Origin of the sequence: Embleya sp. NPDC056575 (assembly GCF_042793325.1) — a bacterium.
Lineage (GTDB): Bacteria > Actinomycetota > Actinomycetes > Streptomycetales > Streptomycetaceae > Embleya.
Genome location: NZ_JBHTVA010000032.1, coordinates 76,024 through 91,964, shown reverse-complemented (window position 1 = coordinate 91,964; position 15,941 = coordinate 76,024). Strand labels below are relative to the sequence as shown.

Genomic DNA, 15,941 nt, shown 5'->3' with positions numbered 1-15,941 from the left:
AAGACACGTCCTCGCGGACGTGGGGTGCGGCCTCCGCCTTCCGGGCCGTCGAGCTGCAACTCGACGGCCCGGGGTCGTCGCGGGGCCGGGCGCGGGTGTTGGTTTCGGGTATTGGTTCGTGCGTGTTTCGGGTCAGGCTCGGGCGGGCGGCGGCTCCGGCGACTGCGATGGTGGTTCGGCCGGTTCCGCCGGTTCCGGAAACGCGAAGAAGCGGGTCAGGACGGTACGGGCCTCGGGTGGGGTGTCCTCGGGGGAGCGTTTGTAGCGGTAGAGCAGCTTGATGTACTCCTCGAAGAATTCGAGGAGTTCGTCGAAGGTCACTTTGATCTCGCTGTGCGAGAAGGGCACCGCGTCGGCCCATTCGCCGGGCAGGTCGGTGCCCTCGATCCGCAGCCGCGCCAGTTGTTCGAGGTCGGCGGCGAGGTCGAGGCGGGTCATCTCGTCGAAGACGGCCCGCATCTCGGTGGTCTGCTCGCTGCGCATCGGGAAGCGTCGATCGGTCTTGATCACGCGCCACCAGCGCTCGCGGCCCTTGGCCAGTTCCGGGGCCTCCTCGATGAACCCGTGCTCGGCCAACTGCCGCAGGTGGTAGCTCGCCAGCCCGCTGCTCAGGCCCAGGGCGCGGCCGAGGGAGGTCGAGGTGGCCGGCCCGTCGCGCAGGGCGCGGGCGATCCGGTAGCGCAGGGGATGCGCGAGCAGGCGCAGCGCGTCGAGGTCGGTGATCTCCTGGCGCTCCGGGGGCTGGGAGGTGGTCACATGGCGAGCCTAAGCGCGGACCGGGAAGTTGCAAAGAGCTTTTGCAAAGAAGTTTTGCATCTTTGTGTGTGCTGGACGCGGGTCGGCCGGAGGCAGAGCGGCCCGAGCGTCAGCCGGCTTTGTTCGGACCGGCGAGAACCTGCTCGACCTGCTTCCGGACCAGTGCTTCGTCCGGGTGCTGGGGCGTGGTGCCGGTGAGGTTGACGCGCACGACGCGGATCATGGTGGTGCCTACGCGTACCAGGACGATCGAGTGCACCCAGGCCGGCCCCGTGTCCGTGCGCGAGATGGCCTCGAAGGCCAGGCTTTCGTCGCCGAGGTGGGGAAAGTCGAAGGCTCGGGTGGTGAAGAGGCCGGACATGCCGTCCTTCGTCACACGCTGGTCCACGCATCGTGGAAGCAGGTCGCGGGCGGTGGGGATGACCTTTTTGGCGTCGTCGGCCGACAGGGAGGTCAGGCCCGCGCCGAGAATCGCGTATGCCGCGCCGCCGGGGGCGGGATCGTGGCTGACGATCGATGCCTTCGCCAGGACGCGATACACCCCGGACGCCGGATTGCTCTGTGCGGTCAGCCGATCGCAGTCGTCCGCCATGGCCGGCGGTTTGTCGTCGTCCCGGTCGGAGTCGACGTCGAGTTGCCGGCCCTGCGGCATGTCCGTCTTTTTCAGCAGCACCCGCTTGAGCTCCGCCTTCGACAAGGCGCCGCCGGTGCCGGCGTCGGCCTCGGATGCGCTCGGGCTCTGGACCGTCACGGTGCGCGGCTTCACGGAGGAGGCGTCGGCCGGTTCCTCGGCGGGACTCGCGCCCGCCGTCACGGCGGCCAGGAGGGTGATCACGAGCGGGCCGACCGTCCGGTGCGGGCGAACACGTACCAGTGCACGAACCTTCGCGAGAGGCGGTGGGTGGGGTGCGGCCGGCTCAGTATGGCGGTCGTCGTTTGTGCAGATCAGGGCGGTGGTCCGTTGACAGTTCGCGGGGCCGGGGATATTCCTGACTGATCGTCAGATCAGCTCGGCAGCTAGGGAGCCAGTCATGGAGCGCGACTTCGGGAGCCGGGCGGGGGCGGTCGTGGTCGTCGGGGCCGGGGGTGGGATCGGGGCCGCGATCTGCCGCCTGTTCGCCGAGCGGGGGGCGGACCTGGCGGTCACCTATCGCAACGGCGCCGCGGCGACCGAGGCCGTCGCCGAGCAGGCCCGGGTCGAGTACAAGCGGCGGGCTCGTGCGTGGCGGGTCGATCTGACCGACGCGGACGCGGTGGCGACGTTCGTGGCGGAGGCGGCGGCGGAGTTCGGCGGGGTGCACACGGTGGTGTACGCGGCCGGGCCGCACGTACCGATGTTGCACCTGAGCCGGGTCACCCCGGCGCAGTACCGCGAGCAACTGGACGGCGACGCCGCGGCGTTCTTCAACCTGGTACACCCGTCGCTGCCGCATCTGCGCGCGGCGGGCAACGGCAGCCTGGTCGCGGTCACCACGGCGGCCACCAGCCGATTCCCGGTGCGGGACGGCCTGTCGTCCTGTACGAAGAGCGCGGTCGAGGCCATCGTGCGCGGCATCGCGGCCGAGGAGGGCCGCTTCGGGGTGCGCGCCAACTGCGTCGGACCCGGCATGCTCACCGACGGCATGGCCGCGCGGCTGATCGACAGCGGCGACCTCGACGACCGCGCACTCGACGTGGCCCGCCGCAACATCCCGCTGCGACGCTTCGGCGGCGCGACGGACATCGCCGAGGCGGTCTGCTTCCTGGCCTCCGACCGCGCGGGTTTCATCAGCGGCCAGAAGCTGGACGTGGACGGCGGCTACGGCGTCTGACGGAGAGGAGAGCGCATGGCGTTCGAGATCGACCTGCCGCTCGGTGCGGATGCCGGGGTGGCTCGGTGGGCGGACGAGCCGGCCGAGATCGGCAACGGTCGGTTCCTGCGGGCGGTGGTGGGGAGTTCGGCGCGATTCCACCACCTCGATACGGATCGCATGGTGGGCCGGCCGACCGATGCTCCGGAGGTCACGGAGTCGTCGGCCAGTCTGTTGTCGCGGGCCATGCACATGTGCTTCTCGGCCCATCTGCCGCTCGCCTTGTCGCCGGACGTGCTGTGGTACGTCGTCGTTCACGAGGTAGCCGTCCATGTGCGGCTCAATGCCGACACCTACGCGGAGTTGTTCACGGATACCCCGGGGCAGCGGCAGACCATCGTCGTGCGCGACGACGCGGCGCCGCTCGACTGGGGGCGCTCGATCGGTCTGGTGCGAGGGCCGCTGCGAGCGCGGATCGGGGCGGAGACGGCCGATCTCTTCCAACCGGCCTTCTCGACCACCACCGCCGCCGATGCCGCCGCCGTGCTGGTGGCACTGCTGGATGTGGTTGGGCCCTACTACGACTTCCACTGGAAGACACTGTGCGGCATTCCCCGGATCCGGCTGGAGGGTACGGACGAGGACTGGCGTCTGCTCGCTGCCCGGGTGCGCGGATTGGCCGAGCGGTTCGCGGGGCTGCGGGCGTGGTTCGCGGGCTTGGCCCCGGTGCTGGACACCATCGCCGCGACCGCCGCGGGGGACGGCGTGGATCAGGAGTTCTGGCGGTCGATCTACAAGTATCGGTCCGCGTCCGGCGGCGACTCGGTCACCGGATGGATCAATGCCTTCCTCGCCCACCGGTACGGCGACGGCGGGCCTGTTCCCAAGGACGAGTTCGGAGCGGGCCGCACGGCCGTGGGTCACTTCCCCTCGCACGTCTCCAAGGTGCCCTTTCGGTGGGAATCCCTCGCCGGCTCGTTCGACATGGGCTTCCTCGGCGGCATTCTGGGCATCGAGCGCGACGGCGAGTGGATCCGGCCCCGACTCGGCACCGCCGTGGTCGAGTTCCTTCCCGATGCCGAACCCCGTGACCAGCGTTTGCCCGAGCCCTGGACGTTGGCCGACATTCGGCGACTCACCGGCTGCCCCGAGGTCCGGATTCTCGATACTCCCGGCACCGTGACCTTCGACGGCCGGCCCCTCCACGCCGACTGTGTGATCGACATGGAGGGACCGCGGGTCGTTCGGGACGAGGCCGGTCATTGGTATGTCGGCCACGTCACCTCGGCCGCAGGTGAGACCGAGTGCTGGGATTGCTGCGGTCCGGATTTCGGCCTTGCCCTGCGGTATTGGTGAACTCGGGTCAGGGCGCGGTGGGTTCCACCGGGATCCACAGGGCCGCGTCGGCTCGGGTGCCGTCTTCGGTGGGGCGGACGCGGAGGATTTCCGGGCCCGGGCGGCTGCGGTACGGGTTGGACGGGAACCACTGGGTGAAGATGTCGCGCCACAGGTATTGGAGGGCCTGCGGGTACGGGCCGGAGTTCTCGAAGACGGCCCAGGTGCCGGCCGGGACGGCCAGGGTGTCGAGGGCGTCGGGGTCGTCGGGAACCTGATTGTTCGTCACGACGCCGTGGTAGTAGTCGAGTTCGGTGCCCTCGGCGCGGCTGGGGTCGAGGTTGTCGGTGACCGCGACGATCCCGTCCGGGTCCTGGTCGGAGAGGGCCTTGATGCGGGCGGTCGTCTCCCGGTCGATGCCCCCGACGAACTCGGCGATCGCCTGGTTCACGCCCTCGTGGACGAGCGGGACCCTGGCCCTCTTGCCGACCACGCGGAACGCGTCCTTGTGCACGATCCGATATTGCATGGTGCTGCTCCCATCGATGATGAGTCGGAAGGACATCCGCGGCTGTGCGCTGAGCACCGCACCGGTACGCCGGGCCTCGCCCGGGCCCACGCCGTGCATGGCGCGGAACGCGCGGGCGAAGGCCTCGCCCGAGGAGTAGCCGTGGCGGACCGCGACCTCCAGCAGGGTCGGCTCGCCGGCCAGGACCTCGGCCGCCGCCAGGGTGAGCCGTCGGCGTCGGATGTACTCCGACAGCGGCATCCCGGCCAGCGCGGAGAACAGGCGGCGGAGGTGGTACTCCGACGTCATGGCGATCCGCGCCAACTCGGCCACGTCGAGGTCCTGGTCGAGGTGCGACTCGATGTGGTCCAGGGCCTGGTTCAGCTGCTCCAGCACGTGGATTCCTTCTTCCCTTCCGTCGTGTTCCTTGTGCCGACAACGCTAGGGAGGGGGTGGTGGGGCGGACCCGACATCCTGTGCCCGGTTCGGTCGGGTGGGTGAATGGGGGAGTGGATGGCCCGGTGATGTCGTCGGCGTCTGAGAGCGTGGCCGTGCCGCGTGCGATGCGGTGTGGTTCGGTCCGCGACGAGTTCGATGAGGTGTGCGATGCGCAAGATCGTGTACTGGCAGTCGGTGACCCTCGACGGGTTCATGGAGGGGCCGAATCGGGAGATCGATTGGAGTGCGGTCGACGACGAGTTGCACGAACACTTCAACGAGCGGCTGCGGAAGATGAGCGCCTTTCTGCAGGGGCGGGTCGTGCACGAGTTGATGGCCGACTTCTGGCCGACGGCGGACGCCGGTCCGGAGAGCGTCGGGCCGATGCTGGAGTTCGCCGGGATCTGGCGGGACATGCCGAAGATCGTCTTCTCCCGGACCCGCGAGTGGACCGACTGGAACACCACGACCAAGCGGGACGTGGTGCCCGAGGAGATCATGGCGCTCAAGGCGGAGCCGGGCGGCGACATGGTGGTGGGCGGTGCGGACCTGGCGGCCACGTTCCAGAGGTTGGGCTTGATCGACGAGTACGCGGTGTACGTGCACCCGGTGCTGATCGGCCGCGGGAAGCCGATGTTCCGGCCCACGGACGACAAGACCGACCTGCGGCTGGTGGAGAGCCGGGCCTTCGGGAGCGGGGTCGTGCTGCTGCGCTATCAGGTCCGGTGAGGTGACGGGCGGCTCCGCCGGGGTCGAGCGGGCCACGTCGCCCTCCGCGACCGTGGGTCGTCCGGACGTCGAACCGTGAGCGGCGGTCGTCCGTCGCCGCGGATGTACGTCCATGCGGTGGCCGGAGGATGTCCGTTGCGGAGCGGCGTCGTGCAAACGATCATGGCGGTCATGGCGCAACCGAGGCAGATCATCGAATGCGGAGACTTCGTCCTGCGACGTTGGCGGGCGCAGGAGGACTTCGCCGCGGCGTTCACGTTGATCGATGAATCCGTGGACCACCTTCGCCCCTGGGAGCCGTGGGTGGCTCAGCACAGCGAGGAGTACACCCGGAAGCTGCTCGAGCGGTTCGAGAAGGGCTGGGCGAACGGTGACGTGTACAACTACGCGATCACCCGGGACGGCACCCCCGTGGGCATGTGCCAGACCTACCGTGCACCCGAACCGCAGGGCCGCCGTATGGGCTACTGGCTGCACCCCGCCGCCACCGGCAAGGGCCTCGCCACGAGGGCGACCGCGGCGCTGGTCGAAGAGATGTTCGCCATGCCGGAGTTCGAGTACGTGGAGATCACACACGACGTGGCCAACGCCGCGAGTGAGGCGATACCGCGGCGGTTGGGCTTCACCGAGATCCGGCGGGAACCGGGGACGCCGCCGGTGGCTCCGTCCGGGACCGGGATCGACGTGGTTTGGCGGCTGAACCGCCCGGTGGCGGGCGCTGCGGGCGGCTGAACCGGCGAACGCTCGGGAGGTTGGCGAGGGTGTCGGTGTCGCCTGCGGGGTCGGGTTCGGCCGGGCTTTCGGGAGGATCGGACGAAGGCTCGCTACGAGGGGGTTTGCGGTGCGGGAGCCGGATTCGGCGATTGTGCTCGTCACGGGTGTCATGGCGGCCGGGAAGTCCACGGTCGCCCAGCTGTTGGCCGAGCGGCTGCCGCGTTCCGTACATCTGCGCGGCGACACCTTCCGGCGGATGATCGTGTCGGGCCGGGAGGAGATGACGCCGCGGCCGACCGCCGAGGCGACGGAGCAACTGCGGCTGCGGCACGGGGCTTCGGCGGCGGTCGCGGACATGTACGCCCGGGCCGGGTGGACCGTCGTCGTCCAGGACGTGGTGCTTGGCGAACACCTCGCCGCGTTCGTGGACGCCGTGGCCACGCGGCCCCTGTACGTCGTCGTCCTTGCCCCGAGCCCGGAAGCGGTGACGGGGCGGGAGGCCGGCCGGGACAAGACCGGCTACGGCGGGCCCTGGACGGTGGACGCCCTCGACGGGGCCCTGCGCCGGGAAACCCCACGGCTCGGGTTGTGGTTGGACACCTCCGATCTGACCCCCGCCGAGACGGTCGACGGCATCCTCGCGGACTTGGCGACCGCTCGCGTCGCGGGTTGATCGACGGCGTGACGGTGTGACGGCGGCTGTCGTGGGCGCCGGTGCGCGGTGATGGGTGGTCAGGGTTCCCGGACGGACGTCGCGGGTGCGGCGAGGATCGTTGGGTAAGTGCGGGTGGCTGGTCCGGGGCCGGTCAGAGTCGGTGGTGGGCCGCTGCCGGCGTGCGGGGCTCCAAGGCTTGGAGCTTCCGGCGAGGCGCGTGTGTTGCTCACCGAAAACCGACCGGCAGCGGCGGGCAGGGAGGGCACTCGGGTCGAGTCCTCCGAGGAGCCTTCCCGAGTGGGCCGGGCAGGGGCATTTCGAGGTGCGGTGGGCGTGTGGGAGCGGGAGTTCACGAAACTGGACGGCGTGGGGTGCCGTGGCCTCGGCCTGAGGGAAAACCGCAGGTCAGTGCGGAGAGGGAGCACTTGAGGTGCCTCGGGATCCGGTTTCGGCCCCTGCCGGGCACTTTCGGTCTTCTCGACGGCCTCTGCGAGGTCGCAGCGCCCGAAGTCGACGGCGATTGGAGGGTTTTGGTCCTACGGCGGCTTTGAGGAGGCCGGAGCGCACGAAACCGGCACTCGACGCCCGACTTTCCACCCCGACCCCACAAAACCGCAGGTCACCGAAGCTCGAAGCCCACAACCACCCATCGCGATCCGGTTTCGAACCCCAACTCCCCTCTAAACGCGCCGAACTGCCCGGGAAGGCTCCTCGGAGGACTCGACTTTTCGCCGACCAACACGCCTATCCCGTCGGGAGCCCCGGGTCTCGAAGCCCCGCACGCCGGCGGCGGCTCACCGCCGACTCTGACCGGCCCCGGACCAGCCACCCGCAGCCAAAGGCGCAACGTGCGCCGGAAGCACCGGACCCATTCGGGAAGGCTCGCCGGCGGACTCAACCGGAGCGCCCTCCCTGCTCGCCGCTGCCAGCCGGTTTTTACCGAGCAACACGCCCGTCTCGTCGAGACCTCGCAGTCTTGGAGCCCCGCACGCCGGCGGCGGCTCACCGCCGACTCTGATCGGCCCCGGACCAGCCACCCGCAGCCAAAGGCGCAACGCTCGCCGGAAACGCCCGACCCACTCGGGAACGCCGCCCGGCGGACTCGACCCGAGCGCCCACCCTCCCCGCCGCTGCCGGTCGGTTTTCGCCGACCAACGCGCCCGTCTCGTCGGGAGCCCGGGTCTCGAAGCCCCGCACGCCGGCAGCGGCCCACCACCGACTCTGACCGGCCCCGCACCAGGCCACCCGCAACCAACAGCGCAACGCTCGCCGGAAGCACCCGACCCACTCGGGAACGCCGCCCGGCGGACTCGACCCGAGCGCCCACCCTCCCCGCCGCTGCCGGCCGGGTTCGCCAAGCAACGCACACGCCTCACCGCGCACTTCGAGTCTCGGAGCCCCGCACGCCGGCAGCGGCTCACCGCCGACTCGGACAGGCCACCGACCGGCCCGCGTAACCCGAAGCGCGATGCGCGCCGCGGACGCGGGTCGACCCGATGGCCGGTTGCCCCCTTGCCGCCTATTGCCGCCGAAGGCCGCCCACGGCGTGACCACACTCGGAAAACCGAACGAGGGCGACCCCCGCATCTGCGGGAGTCGCCCTCGGGCCGGGCGTCGTCGGTGTGTTCAGCCCTTGTCGAGTACGTCCGCCGCGATCAGGTTCTCCAGGTAGCGGTCGTCCCACCAGTTGAGTTGCAGGGACTTGGCGCGGCGGAAGTACAGCTGTACGTCGCATTCCAGGGTGAAGCCCATCCCGCCGTGGACGTGTACCGCCAGGTCCGTGACCTCGCGGTAGGTGCGGGCGGCGAAGAGCTTGGCCATCGGGGCCAGGCGGGCGGTGTCGCGGCCCTTGTCGCGGGACCAGGCGGCCTCCCAGACCAGGGTCTCGGCGCCGTCGACGGCGGTCGAGGCGTCGGCCATGTTGTGCGCGATCGCCTGGAAGGCGCCGAGCGGCTTGTCGAACTGCTTGCGGTGCTTGGCGTATTCGACGGTGATCTCCAGCGCGCGCTTCGCGCCGCCGACCGCCTGGGCCGCGAGCAGGATCAGGCCGTCGTGCAGCACGTCCGACCAGACCGGCCAGCCGGCCCCCGCCGTGCCGACCAACTCACCTCGCACATCCGAGAGTTCGACGCGGTACTGGGTGTCCGAGGCGATCGTCTGCTGCTGGGTCGTGGTGACCCCGGCCGCCTTCGGGTCGACCAGGAACAGCGACACGCCCTGGTTCGGATCGCCCGGGGTGCCCGCGGTGCCGGTGCGGGCGAGCACGAGCAGGACGTCGGCCGCCGCCGCGTAGGCGACGTGCCGCTTCGTACCGGACAGCAGGTAGCCGTCGCCGTCCGCGCGGGCCGCCAGCGCGACGCCCTTGCCGCCGAAGCCGCGGTCCGGCTCCAGCCACGCCACGCTCGCGATGGTGGTGCCCGCCGCGATGCCCGGCAGGTACTTCTCGCGCTGCTCGTCGGACCCGGCCGCGGCCAGCACACCGCCGACGAGGACCGAGCTGACGAAGTGCGGAGTCGGCGCGAGGGAGCGGCCGAACTCCTCGTAGACCACGGTCGCGTCGAGCGTGGTCATCTCCGACCCGCCCCACTTCTCCGGGAGCGTCAGACCGGTCAGGCCGGACTCGCCGAGCTTCTTCCAGAAGTCCTTGGGATAGCCGACCGGGTCGTTCTCCAACTCGCGAACGACGGTGAGGTCGGCGTGCCGGGCCGTCAGGCCGCGCACGGTCTCCCGGAGGATGTCCTGTTCCTGGGTGAAATCGAGGTCCATCGCGCGTCTCCTCTAGGGCTTCCAGCGCTCGCCGCGCCGGTCCCACGGGTTGTCGTCGGGGGTGGTGGGCAACGCGATTCGCGCGGTGGCCGTGGTGCGGACCGCGCCGTCGACGGTCAGCGAGATCTCGGCCCGGACCCAGCCGCAGCCGGTCTCGTCCACGGAGACGTCGTCCACCGTGCCGGTGAGCAGCATGTGGTCGCCCGGGAAGACCGGCTTGGTCATCCGGAACACCATCCGGCCGATCCGGCCCTTCGGGCCGGTCCAGTCGTTGAGGTAGCGCTCGAACCAGGCTGCCTGGTTCGGGGTGTTCAGGAAGATGTCCTGCACACCCTGGCGCTCGACCGCGAACTTGTAGTCGTGGTGCATCGGCCGCCAGTCGCGGCTGGCCAACGCTCCCAGGATGACCGTGGTCGCGGTGACGTCCACGCCGAAGGTCGGCAGCGCGTCGCCCTTGGCCAACCGGTCCAGGGTCAGGTCGCTCATGCGGTGGCCTCCCGCCGGTAGCCGTAGCCGGTGTAGGACTCGGTGCCGAGCAGGGCGCCGTCCTGGTTGTGGTACTCGACGTCGATCACCCAGAAGCGGCCGATCCCGAGCTTGGTGCGCTTTTCCGGGCTGACCGACCGAAGCACCTGACGCGACGTCACGATGTCGCCCAGGCGCACCGGTTCGTAGAACACGTTGGTGTTGTCGGTCATGATCGCCTCGGGCAGTTCGAAGCGGATCTTGAGGTCGAAGTGCACCTGGAGGGACAGTTGCTCACCCTCCGCGCCGGGTGCCCAGTAGTGCGGGCGGGCCCACGCGGACAGCAGGCTGAGCGGGGCGATATGACCATCCGTCAGCTCCGCCGCGACCGCGTCGTCCCAGAACAGCGGATTGCCGTTCTGCACCGACGCGCACGAGGTCCAGATGTAGCCGCGCTCGGCGGGGAAGTCACCCCGCTTCTCGTACTGGACCTTGCCGATCAGTGCCGCCACGTCCTCGGGCAGCGTGGTGTCCTGTGCCGTCATGCGACCACTCCTGAAGCACGAAGCTCGGCCACCCGGTCGGGGGTGTACCCGGCGGAGGCGAGCAGCTCGTCGGTGTCGGTGATCCCGGATTCGCGGACCGGGTACGGTTCGGTCGGCGCCTGCTGACCGGCCAGTACCGGGCCCACCTGGCGGAACTCGCCCTGGGCGGGGTGGGTTGCGGTGGTGAACGCGCCGCGGGCCAGATACTGCGGGTCGGCCAGCAGTTCCGGTACGGACGACACGGCCGACACGCAGGTGTCGGCGGGGGCCAGCTCGGCCACCCAGTCGTCCCGGTCACGGCCGGCGAACACCGTCGAAAGATCCGCCCGGATCGCGTCCTGCGCGTCGTCGTCGAGCTGGCGCGACGCCCACTTGTCCAGCCCGGTCAACCGGCACAGGTTGGCCCAGAAGCGGCCCTCGATCGCGGCCACCGCCAGCCACTTGCCGTCCCGCGCGCGGTAGGTGTCGTAGCACGCGTAGCGGCCCGTCAAAATGCCGTGCCGGGGCTCCGGTTCGACGCCGGTGGCCAGGTACTCGTCCACGCCCAGCGCCATCAGCGCAAGCATCCCGTCGGCCACCGAGACGTCCAGACGCGCGCCGTCGCCGGTGCGCTGCCGGCGGAACAGCGCGCCCATGATCGCGATCACCGCGTGCATCCCGCCGCCCGCGCTGTCCGCGACGGTCGCGCCGGGGATCGGCGGCCCACCGTCCGCGCCCGGCCCGGACACGTGCAGGAAGCCGCCCACGCCCAGGTAGTTCAGGTCGTGCCCGGCCTGCTGGGCGTACGGGCCGTCCTGGCCGAAGCCGGACGTGGAGCAGTAGACGATCGAGGGGTTGCGCGCCGAGGCCGCGTCCGGGCCGATGCCCAGGCGGTCCACCACACCCGGGCGGAAGCTCTCGATCACCACGTCGGCGCCCTCGACCAGGGTGAGGAACGCCTCGCGGCCCTCGGGGGCCTTCATGTCGAGCAGCACGCGCCGCATTCGCCGGTGCGCGCTGTACGAGTAGTAGGGCGGCGCGATCTGCACGCCGCTCCGGGCCGGGACCGGGCCGACCTTGATCACGTCGGCGCCGTAGTCCGCCAGCCAGCGCGAGGCGCGGGCGGCGGGGCCCACGCTCGCCAGGTCCAATACGGTGACGCCTTGCAGGAACTCTCCGGACATGACGCGGCCTCGTCAGAAGTTCTTGGGAAGGCCGAGGCCGCGCCGGGCGATGATGTTCTTCTGCACCTCGGAGGTGCCGCCGCCGATGGTGTCCAGCACGGTGTAGCGGTAGGTCGAGTCGGCGCGACCGGTCATCGGCGCGTCCTCGGTGCCCACCCGCAGCTGGGTGCCCGGCGAGGCGATGTCCATCGACGCGTTCGCGAGCCGCTTGGACAGCTCGGTGGCGTAGAGCTTGTAGCCCGACGCCTCGACCGTGGGCGGTTTTCCGCCACCGGCCGCGGCGGCCACCACGCGCAGCCCGAGCAGGCGCGCCACGGCGGCCTCGGTGACCAGCGTGGCCAGCTGCTTGCGCACGATCGGGTCCTCGCGCAGCGGCTCGTCGTCGCGCGTGGCCTCCTTGACGTACTCGGTCAGTACGTTCAGCCGCTGCTGGATCGGGGCGAACGAGAACATCGTGAAGCGTTCGAGGTCGAGCGCCTGGGAGATGTATTGGAAGCCCTTGTTCAGCTCGCCGACCACGTACTCGTCGGAGACCCAGACGTCGTCGAAGAAGACGTCGTTGGTGCGCTCGTCGCCCATCGTCCAGATCGCCCGGACGGTGATGCCCGGGTGGTCCATCGGCACCAGGAACAGCGTGATGCCGTGGTGTTTGGGCGCGTCGGGGTCGGTGCGCGCGCCGACCCAGTACCACTCGGCGAAGTGCGCGGAAGTGGTCCAGGTCTTCTGGCCGTTGAGCCGCCAGCCCTCGCCGTCGCGGACCGCGCGCAGCTTCATCGAGGCGGCGTCGGAGCCGGCCTCGGGCTCGCTGTAGCCGACCGCGAACTCGACCTCGTTGTTCAGGATCTTGGGCAGGAACTCGGCCTTGAGCTTGTCGCTGCCGTGCGCGAGCAGGGTCTTGCCGATGATGCCGACGCCCTTGCCGATCTGCGGTCCACCGCGCCCGGCGAGGGCTTCGTTGAGCAGGTATTCGTAGACCCCGTCGCCGTCCTGGCCGCCCCACTCCTCGGGCCAGGTGATGCCGAGCCAGCCTTGGTCGGCCATCTTGCGCATGTAGGCGCGGCGTGCGGGGGTGTCGACGACCTGGGCCATGTTCTCCCGGGTGACATCGAACACTTCGGGGTCGGGATTGGCGTCGAGAAACCGCTCGACCGTCTCGCTGAACGCGGTCTGGTCGGGGGAGAAGTCGAAGTCCACGGGTCGCCTTTCGGGGCGCGCCCATGCCGGCAGCCTCACCTGTGTACGTGCAGGTGAGGCAGCCGGCACAGAACCTGACGGATAGTCAGATCAAGGTAACACCGGCCTGGGTTCATTTCGAGTGGCGGTCGGCAAATGATGTGTGGGCCCCGTCTCGTCGGGATCGGGGCGGGTCGTTTGCGTGACGGCTTCGGTTCGGCTCCGGTGCGTTCTTGCCGCAGTCGGTGTTTCGTCGGCGCGTACTCGGTTTCGGCGCCCGCGTGCGCGCCGGGGCGTGTGGGGGCGCCGGGGTGGGCATGATCACGCCAGGGCCGACGAAGCGGTTCTGGACAAGTCCGGAAAAGTTACGGCGCGTCCGCGATCGACCACCTATCGTGGGTGGACATGAGCGGAAATGCTTGCCCGCAATGCGGTCGGGAGCACCCGTGGTGCGAGGTCGAGTGGTCGGCGTTCGAGGCCGACGACGCGACCGGTCCCGACCCGGACGAGACCGACGCCGACGGCCCGCCGTACCGGGTCTCCGAACTCCTGCCGGACATCCTCGATTTCCTCGCCCGCGGCAGCCGCGGGCCCGACTGGGCGGGTGCGCGCCGACGCCCGGCCCGGTCGCTGCGCGGGCTGATACCCGGTCCCAGGACCGGTTGTTGACGCAGCGTCAGCGGCACCGCGCCGGATCTCGCGGCGGCGGGTGTCGGGCTGACGCTGCGTCAAGAACGGGCGGCGCGCGGCGAACCCGCGCACCGCGACGCGTCCGGGCCGCGATGCGCACGGCCCTGGACGCGCCCATATCGCGACACGCCCCGCGCGCCGTCGTGATGGCCTACGCGCGCTGTGAACTGACCGAGACGACCTCGCCGGTCATGTACGACGAGTAGTCCGAGGCGAGGAAGACCATCACGTTCGCCACCTCCCACGGCTCGGCGGCGCGGCCGAACGCCTCGCGTGAGGACAACTCGTCGAGCAGTTCCTCCGACGACGCCTTCGCCAGGAACGCGTGCATCGCGATGCTCGGCGCGACCGCGTTGACCCGTACCCCGAACTCCGCCGCCTCCACCGCCGAGCAGCGGGTCAGCGCCATCACGCCGGCCTTGGCCGCCGCGTAGTGCGCCTGACCCTTCTGCGCCCGCCAGCCCAGCACCGAGGCGTTGTTGACGATCACGCCCTTCCCGCGCGGCCGCATGTGCCGCAGCGCCGCCCGGGTGCAGCGGAACGTGCCGTTGAGGGTCACGTTCATCACCAGGTCCCACTGCGCGTCGGTCATGTCGACGAGGTTGGCCTCGCCGCCGAGCCCGGCGTTGTTGATCAGCACGTCGATGCCGCCGAGTTCGCGCGCGGCCGTGTCGATCAGGTTCTGCACGTCGTCCTCGACGGTGACGTCACAGGGCACGGCCAACGGCCGCGACCCGATCAGCTTGGCGAGTTCGTCGGCGGCCTCGCCCAGGCGGCGTTCGTGCTTGTCGCTGATCGCGATCACGGCGCCCTCCTCGGCGGCGCGCTTGGCGGCGGCGAAGCCGATCCCGGTGCCCGCCGCGGCGGTGATCAGGACCGTCTTGCCGGTCAGCAGGCCGTGGCCCTCGACGTAGGTGGGGGCGGCGGTGGGGGTCACTTGGCGTCTCCTCGCGGTTCACGGGGCATGCCGAGGACGCGCTCGGCGATGATGTTGCGCTGCACCTCGTTCGACCCGCCGTAGATGGTGTCGGACTTGGTGAACAGGAACAGGCGCTGCGCCTCGGACAGTTCGTACGGAGCCGCGACGGCCAGGGTGGATTCGACGCCGGCCACGTCCATCGCGAGCGTGCCGAGGCGTTGGTGCCAGCCCGCCCACACCAGCTTGGCCACCGAGGCCGCACCGGGGTCGGGCGAGCCGAGCGTGCGCAGCGCGTTGCAGCGCAGCACCTTCAGGTCGATCCAGCTCTGCAGCAGCCGGTCGCGCAGGACGGGGTCCTCGATGGCGCCGTTGGCCTTCGCCTCTGCGACCACCTTGTCCAACTCGATCTCGAAGCCGATCTGCTGGGCCAGCGTGGACACCCCACGCTCGAACGCGAGCAGGCCCATCGCCACGCCCCAGCCCGCGCCCACCTCGCCCACCACGTGCTCGGCGCGCGCGTGGGCCTTGTCGAAGAAGACCTCGTTGAACTCGCTGGTGCCGGTGAGCTGCACGATCGGGCGGATCTCGATGCCCGGCTGGTCCATCGGCGCGAGCAGGAAGGTGATGCCCCTGTGCCGCTGCGAGCCGGGATCGGTGCGGGCGAGTACGAAGCACCAGTTCGCCTCGTGGGCGAGCGAGGTCCATACCTTCTGGCCGGTGATCAGCCAGTCGCCGGACTCGGGGTCGACCGCGGCGGAGGTGCGCAGGTTGGACAGGTCGGAGCCGGCGCCCGGCTCGGAGTAGCCCTGGCACCACAGTTCCTCGCCGCGCGCGATGGCGGGCAGGAAGCGCGCCTTCTGCTCGTCGGTGCCGAACGCGAGCACGGTCGGGCCGAGCAGGTTCTCGCCCATGTGGTTGACCCGGCCGGGCGCCTGGGCACGGGCGTACTCCTCGCCGAAGATCACCTGCTGCATCAACGACGCCTCGCGGCCCCCGTACTCCCGGGGCCAGGCCAGGCCGATCCAGCCGCCCTCGCCCAGGCGCAGCTCCCACGCCCGGCGGATCTCGAAGTGCTCGTGTTCGCTGCCGGGACCGCCGGTACCGACCGCCGCGGCGAACTCACCGGAAAGGTTCTCCCGGAGCCACGCGCGGACCTCGGCCCGGAACTCCTCGTCTTCGGCGCTGTACCGGAAATCCACAGCCAGTCCAATCTCGTCGCCTCGCCGTGCGGGCGGGACGACGGCCGCGCGCGCGGGGTCGGTGGACCGGGTCGGTGCGCACCGACCCCGCGTGCG

At 70.5% G+C, this 15,941-nt stretch carries 16 protein-coding genes; 6 read left to right on the top strand and 10 right to left on the bottom strand.

Annotated features, from left to right (window positions below; genetic code table 11):
• Nucleotides 1–132: 132 nt before the first annotated feature.
• On the bottom strand, nt 133–756 hold the full coding sequence (locus ACFRCG_RS25230; RefSeq protein ID WP_380035127.1) for an ArsR/SmtB family transcription factor: 624 nt from the start codon (nt 754–756) through the stop codon (nt 133–135).
• Between the two features lie 109 nt (nt 757–865).
• Nucleotides 866–1,591, bottom strand: coding sequence for a hypothetical protein (locus tag ACFRCG_RS25225; RefSeq protein ID WP_380035124.1), 726 nt, complete (start codon nt 1,589–1,591; stop codon nt 866–868).
• Nucleotides 1,592–1,787: 196 nt separating this feature from the next.
• Between ACFRCG_RS25225 and ACFRCG_RS25220 the strand changes: the two genes are divergently transcribed.
• Together ACFRCG_RS25220 and ACFRCG_RS25215 are read left to right on the top strand one after the other, a co-directional pair.
• Nucleotides 1,788–2,567, top strand: coding sequence for an SDR family NAD(P)-dependent oxidoreductase (locus ACFRCG_RS25220; RefSeq protein WP_380035121.1), 780 nt, complete (start codon nt 1,788–1,790; stop codon nt 2,565–2,567).
• A 15-nt stretch (nt 2,568–2,582) separates the two neighbouring features.
• Nucleotides 2,583–3,902 (top strand): DUF4419 domain-containing protein, encoded by a 1,320-nt coding sequence (locus ACFRCG_RS25215; RefSeq protein ID WP_380035118.1) that lies wholly within the window; start codon nt 2,583–2,585, stop codon nt 3,900–3,902.
• A 7-nt stretch (nt 3,903–3,909) separates the two neighbouring features.
• On the opposite strand, the gene ACFRCG_RS25210 is transcribed toward ACFRCG_RS25215, so the two are convergent.
• Nucleotides 3,910–4,785: a GyrI-like domain-containing protein gene (locus ACFRCG_RS25210; protein WP_380035115.1), complete on the bottom strand. Its 876-nt coding sequence runs from the start codon at nt 4,783–4,785 to the stop codon at nt 3,910–3,912.
• 210 nt (nt 4,786–4,995) lie between these two features.
• On the opposite strand from ACFRCG_RS25210, the gene ACFRCG_RS25205 reads away from it, so the two are divergent.
• The 3 genes from ACFRCG_RS25205 to ACFRCG_RS25195 all read left to right on the top strand — a co-directional run bounded on the left by ACFRCG_RS25205 (nt 4,996) and on the right by ACFRCG_RS25195 (nt 6,943).
• Nucleotides 4,996–5,556 (top strand): dihydrofolate reductase family protein, encoded by a 561-nt coding sequence (locus ACFRCG_RS25205; RefSeq protein WP_380035112.1) that lies wholly within the window; start codon nt 4,996–4,998, stop codon nt 5,554–5,556.
• 171 nt (nt 5,557–5,727) lie between these two features.
• On the top strand, nt 5,728–6,288 hold the full coding sequence (locus ACFRCG_RS25200) for a GNAT family N-acetyltransferase (RefSeq protein ID WP_380035109.1): 561 nt from the start codon (nt 5,728–5,730) through the stop codon (nt 6,286–6,288).
• Nucleotides 6,289–6,397: 109 nt separating this feature from the next.
• Nucleotides 6,398–6,943 (top strand): AAA family ATPase, encoded by a 546-nt coding sequence (locus tag ACFRCG_RS25195; protein ID WP_380035106.1) that lies wholly within the window; start codon nt 6,398–6,400, stop codon nt 6,941–6,943.
• 1,608 nt (nt 6,944–8,551) lie between these two features.
• On the opposite strand, the gene ACFRCG_RS25190 is transcribed toward ACFRCG_RS25195, so the two are convergent.
• Genes ACFRCG_RS25190 through ACFRCG_RS25170 form a run of 5 tightly spaced genes read right to left on the bottom strand, consistent with a single transcriptional unit; the run spans nt 8,552 to nt 13,058 of the window.
• Nucleotides 8,552–9,691, bottom strand: coding sequence for an acyl-CoA dehydrogenase family protein (locus tag ACFRCG_RS25190; protein WP_380035103.1), 1,140 nt, complete (start codon nt 9,689–9,691; stop codon nt 8,552–8,554).
• A gap of 12 nt (nt 9,692–9,703) precedes the next feature.
• A complete protein-coding gene (locus ACFRCG_RS25185; RefSeq protein WP_379999205.1) occupies nt 9,704–10,177 on the bottom strand; it encodes a hypothetical protein in 474 nt (157 codons plus the stop codon).
• Nucleotides 10,174–10,701: a MaoC family dehydratase N-terminal domain-containing protein gene (locus ACFRCG_RS25180; protein WP_380035100.1), complete on the bottom strand. Its 528-nt coding sequence runs from the start codon at nt 10,699–10,701 to the stop codon at nt 10,174–10,176. Before ACFRCG_RS25180 ends, ACFRCG_RS25185 begins: the two co-directional genes overlap by 4 nt.
• Nucleotides 10,698–11,864, bottom strand: a complete 1,167-nt coding sequence (locus ACFRCG_RS25175) for a CaiB/BaiF CoA transferase family protein (protein ID WP_380035098.1) — start codon at nt 11,862–11,864, stop codon at nt 10,698–10,700. Before ACFRCG_RS25175 ends, ACFRCG_RS25180 begins: the two co-directional genes overlap by 4 nt.
• Nucleotides 11,865–11,876: 12 nt before the next feature.
• Nucleotides 11,877–13,058, bottom strand: coding sequence for an acyl-CoA dehydrogenase family protein (locus ACFRCG_RS25170; protein WP_380035095.1), 1,182 nt, complete (start codon nt 13,056–13,058; stop codon nt 11,877–11,879).
• 384 nt (nt 13,059–13,442) lie between these two features.
• Between ACFRCG_RS25170 and ACFRCG_RS25165 the strand changes: the two genes are divergently transcribed.
• Nucleotides 13,443–13,706, top strand: coding sequence for a hypothetical protein (locus ACFRCG_RS25165; protein ID WP_380035092.1), 264 nt, complete (start codon nt 13,443–13,445; stop codon nt 13,704–13,706).
• A gap of 172 nt (nt 13,707–13,878) precedes the next feature.
• Here the strand turns inward: ACFRCG_RS25165 and ACFRCG_RS25160 are convergent, their stop codons facing one another.
• Entirely contained in the window at nt 13,879–14,664 is a 786-nt protein-coding gene (locus tag ACFRCG_RS25160) for an SDR family oxidoreductase (protein WP_380035089.1), read from the bottom strand.
• Nucleotides 14,661–15,845, bottom strand: a complete 1,185-nt coding sequence (locus ACFRCG_RS25155; RefSeq protein ID WP_380035086.1) for an acyl-CoA dehydrogenase family protein — start codon at nt 15,843–15,845, stop codon at nt 14,661–14,663. The genes ACFRCG_RS25160 and ACFRCG_RS25155 overlap by 4 nt, the downstream gene beginning before the upstream one ends.
• Between the last annotated feature and the right edge of the window lie 96 nt (nt 15,846–15,941).

Excerpts from the sequence above, each read along its gene's own strand:
- ACFRCG_RS25215 (WP_380035118.1), top strand. The coding sequence starts at position 2,583 with ATGGCGTTCGAGATCGACCTGCCGCTCGGTGCGGATGCCGGGGTGGCT.
- ACFRCG_RS25180 (WP_380035100.1), bottom strand. The coding sequence starts at position 10,701 with ATGACGGCACAGGACACCACGCTGCCCGAGGACGTGGCGGCACTGATC.
- ACFRCG_RS25185 (WP_379999205.1), bottom strand. The coding sequence starts at position 10,177 with ATGAGCGACCTGACCCTGGACCGGTTGGCCAAGGGCGACGCGCTGCCG.
- ACFRCG_RS25165 (WP_380035092.1), top strand. The coding sequence starts at position 13,443 with ATGAGCGGAAATGCTTGCCCGCAATGCGGTCGGGAGCACCCGTGGTGC.
- ACFRCG_RS25200 (WP_380035109.1), top strand. The coding sequence starts at position 5,728 with ATGGCGCAACCGAGGCAGATCATCGAATGCGGAGACTTCGTCCTGCGA.
- ACFRCG_RS25220 (WP_380035121.1), top strand. The coding sequence starts at position 1,788 with ATGGAGCGCGACTTCGGGAGCCGGGCGGGGGCGGTCGTGGTCGTCGGG.
- ACFRCG_RS25175 (WP_380035098.1), bottom strand. The coding sequence starts at position 11,864 with ATGTCCGGAGAGTTCCTGCAAGGCGTCACCGTATTGGACCTGGCGAGC.
- ACFRCG_RS25190 (WP_380035103.1), bottom strand. The coding sequence starts at position 9,691 with ATGGACCTCGATTTCACCCAGGAACAGGACATCCTCCGGGAGACCGTG.
- ACFRCG_RS25205 (WP_380035112.1), top strand. The coding sequence starts at position 4,996 with ATGCGCAAGATCGTGTACTGGCAGTCGGTGACCCTCGACGGGTTCATG.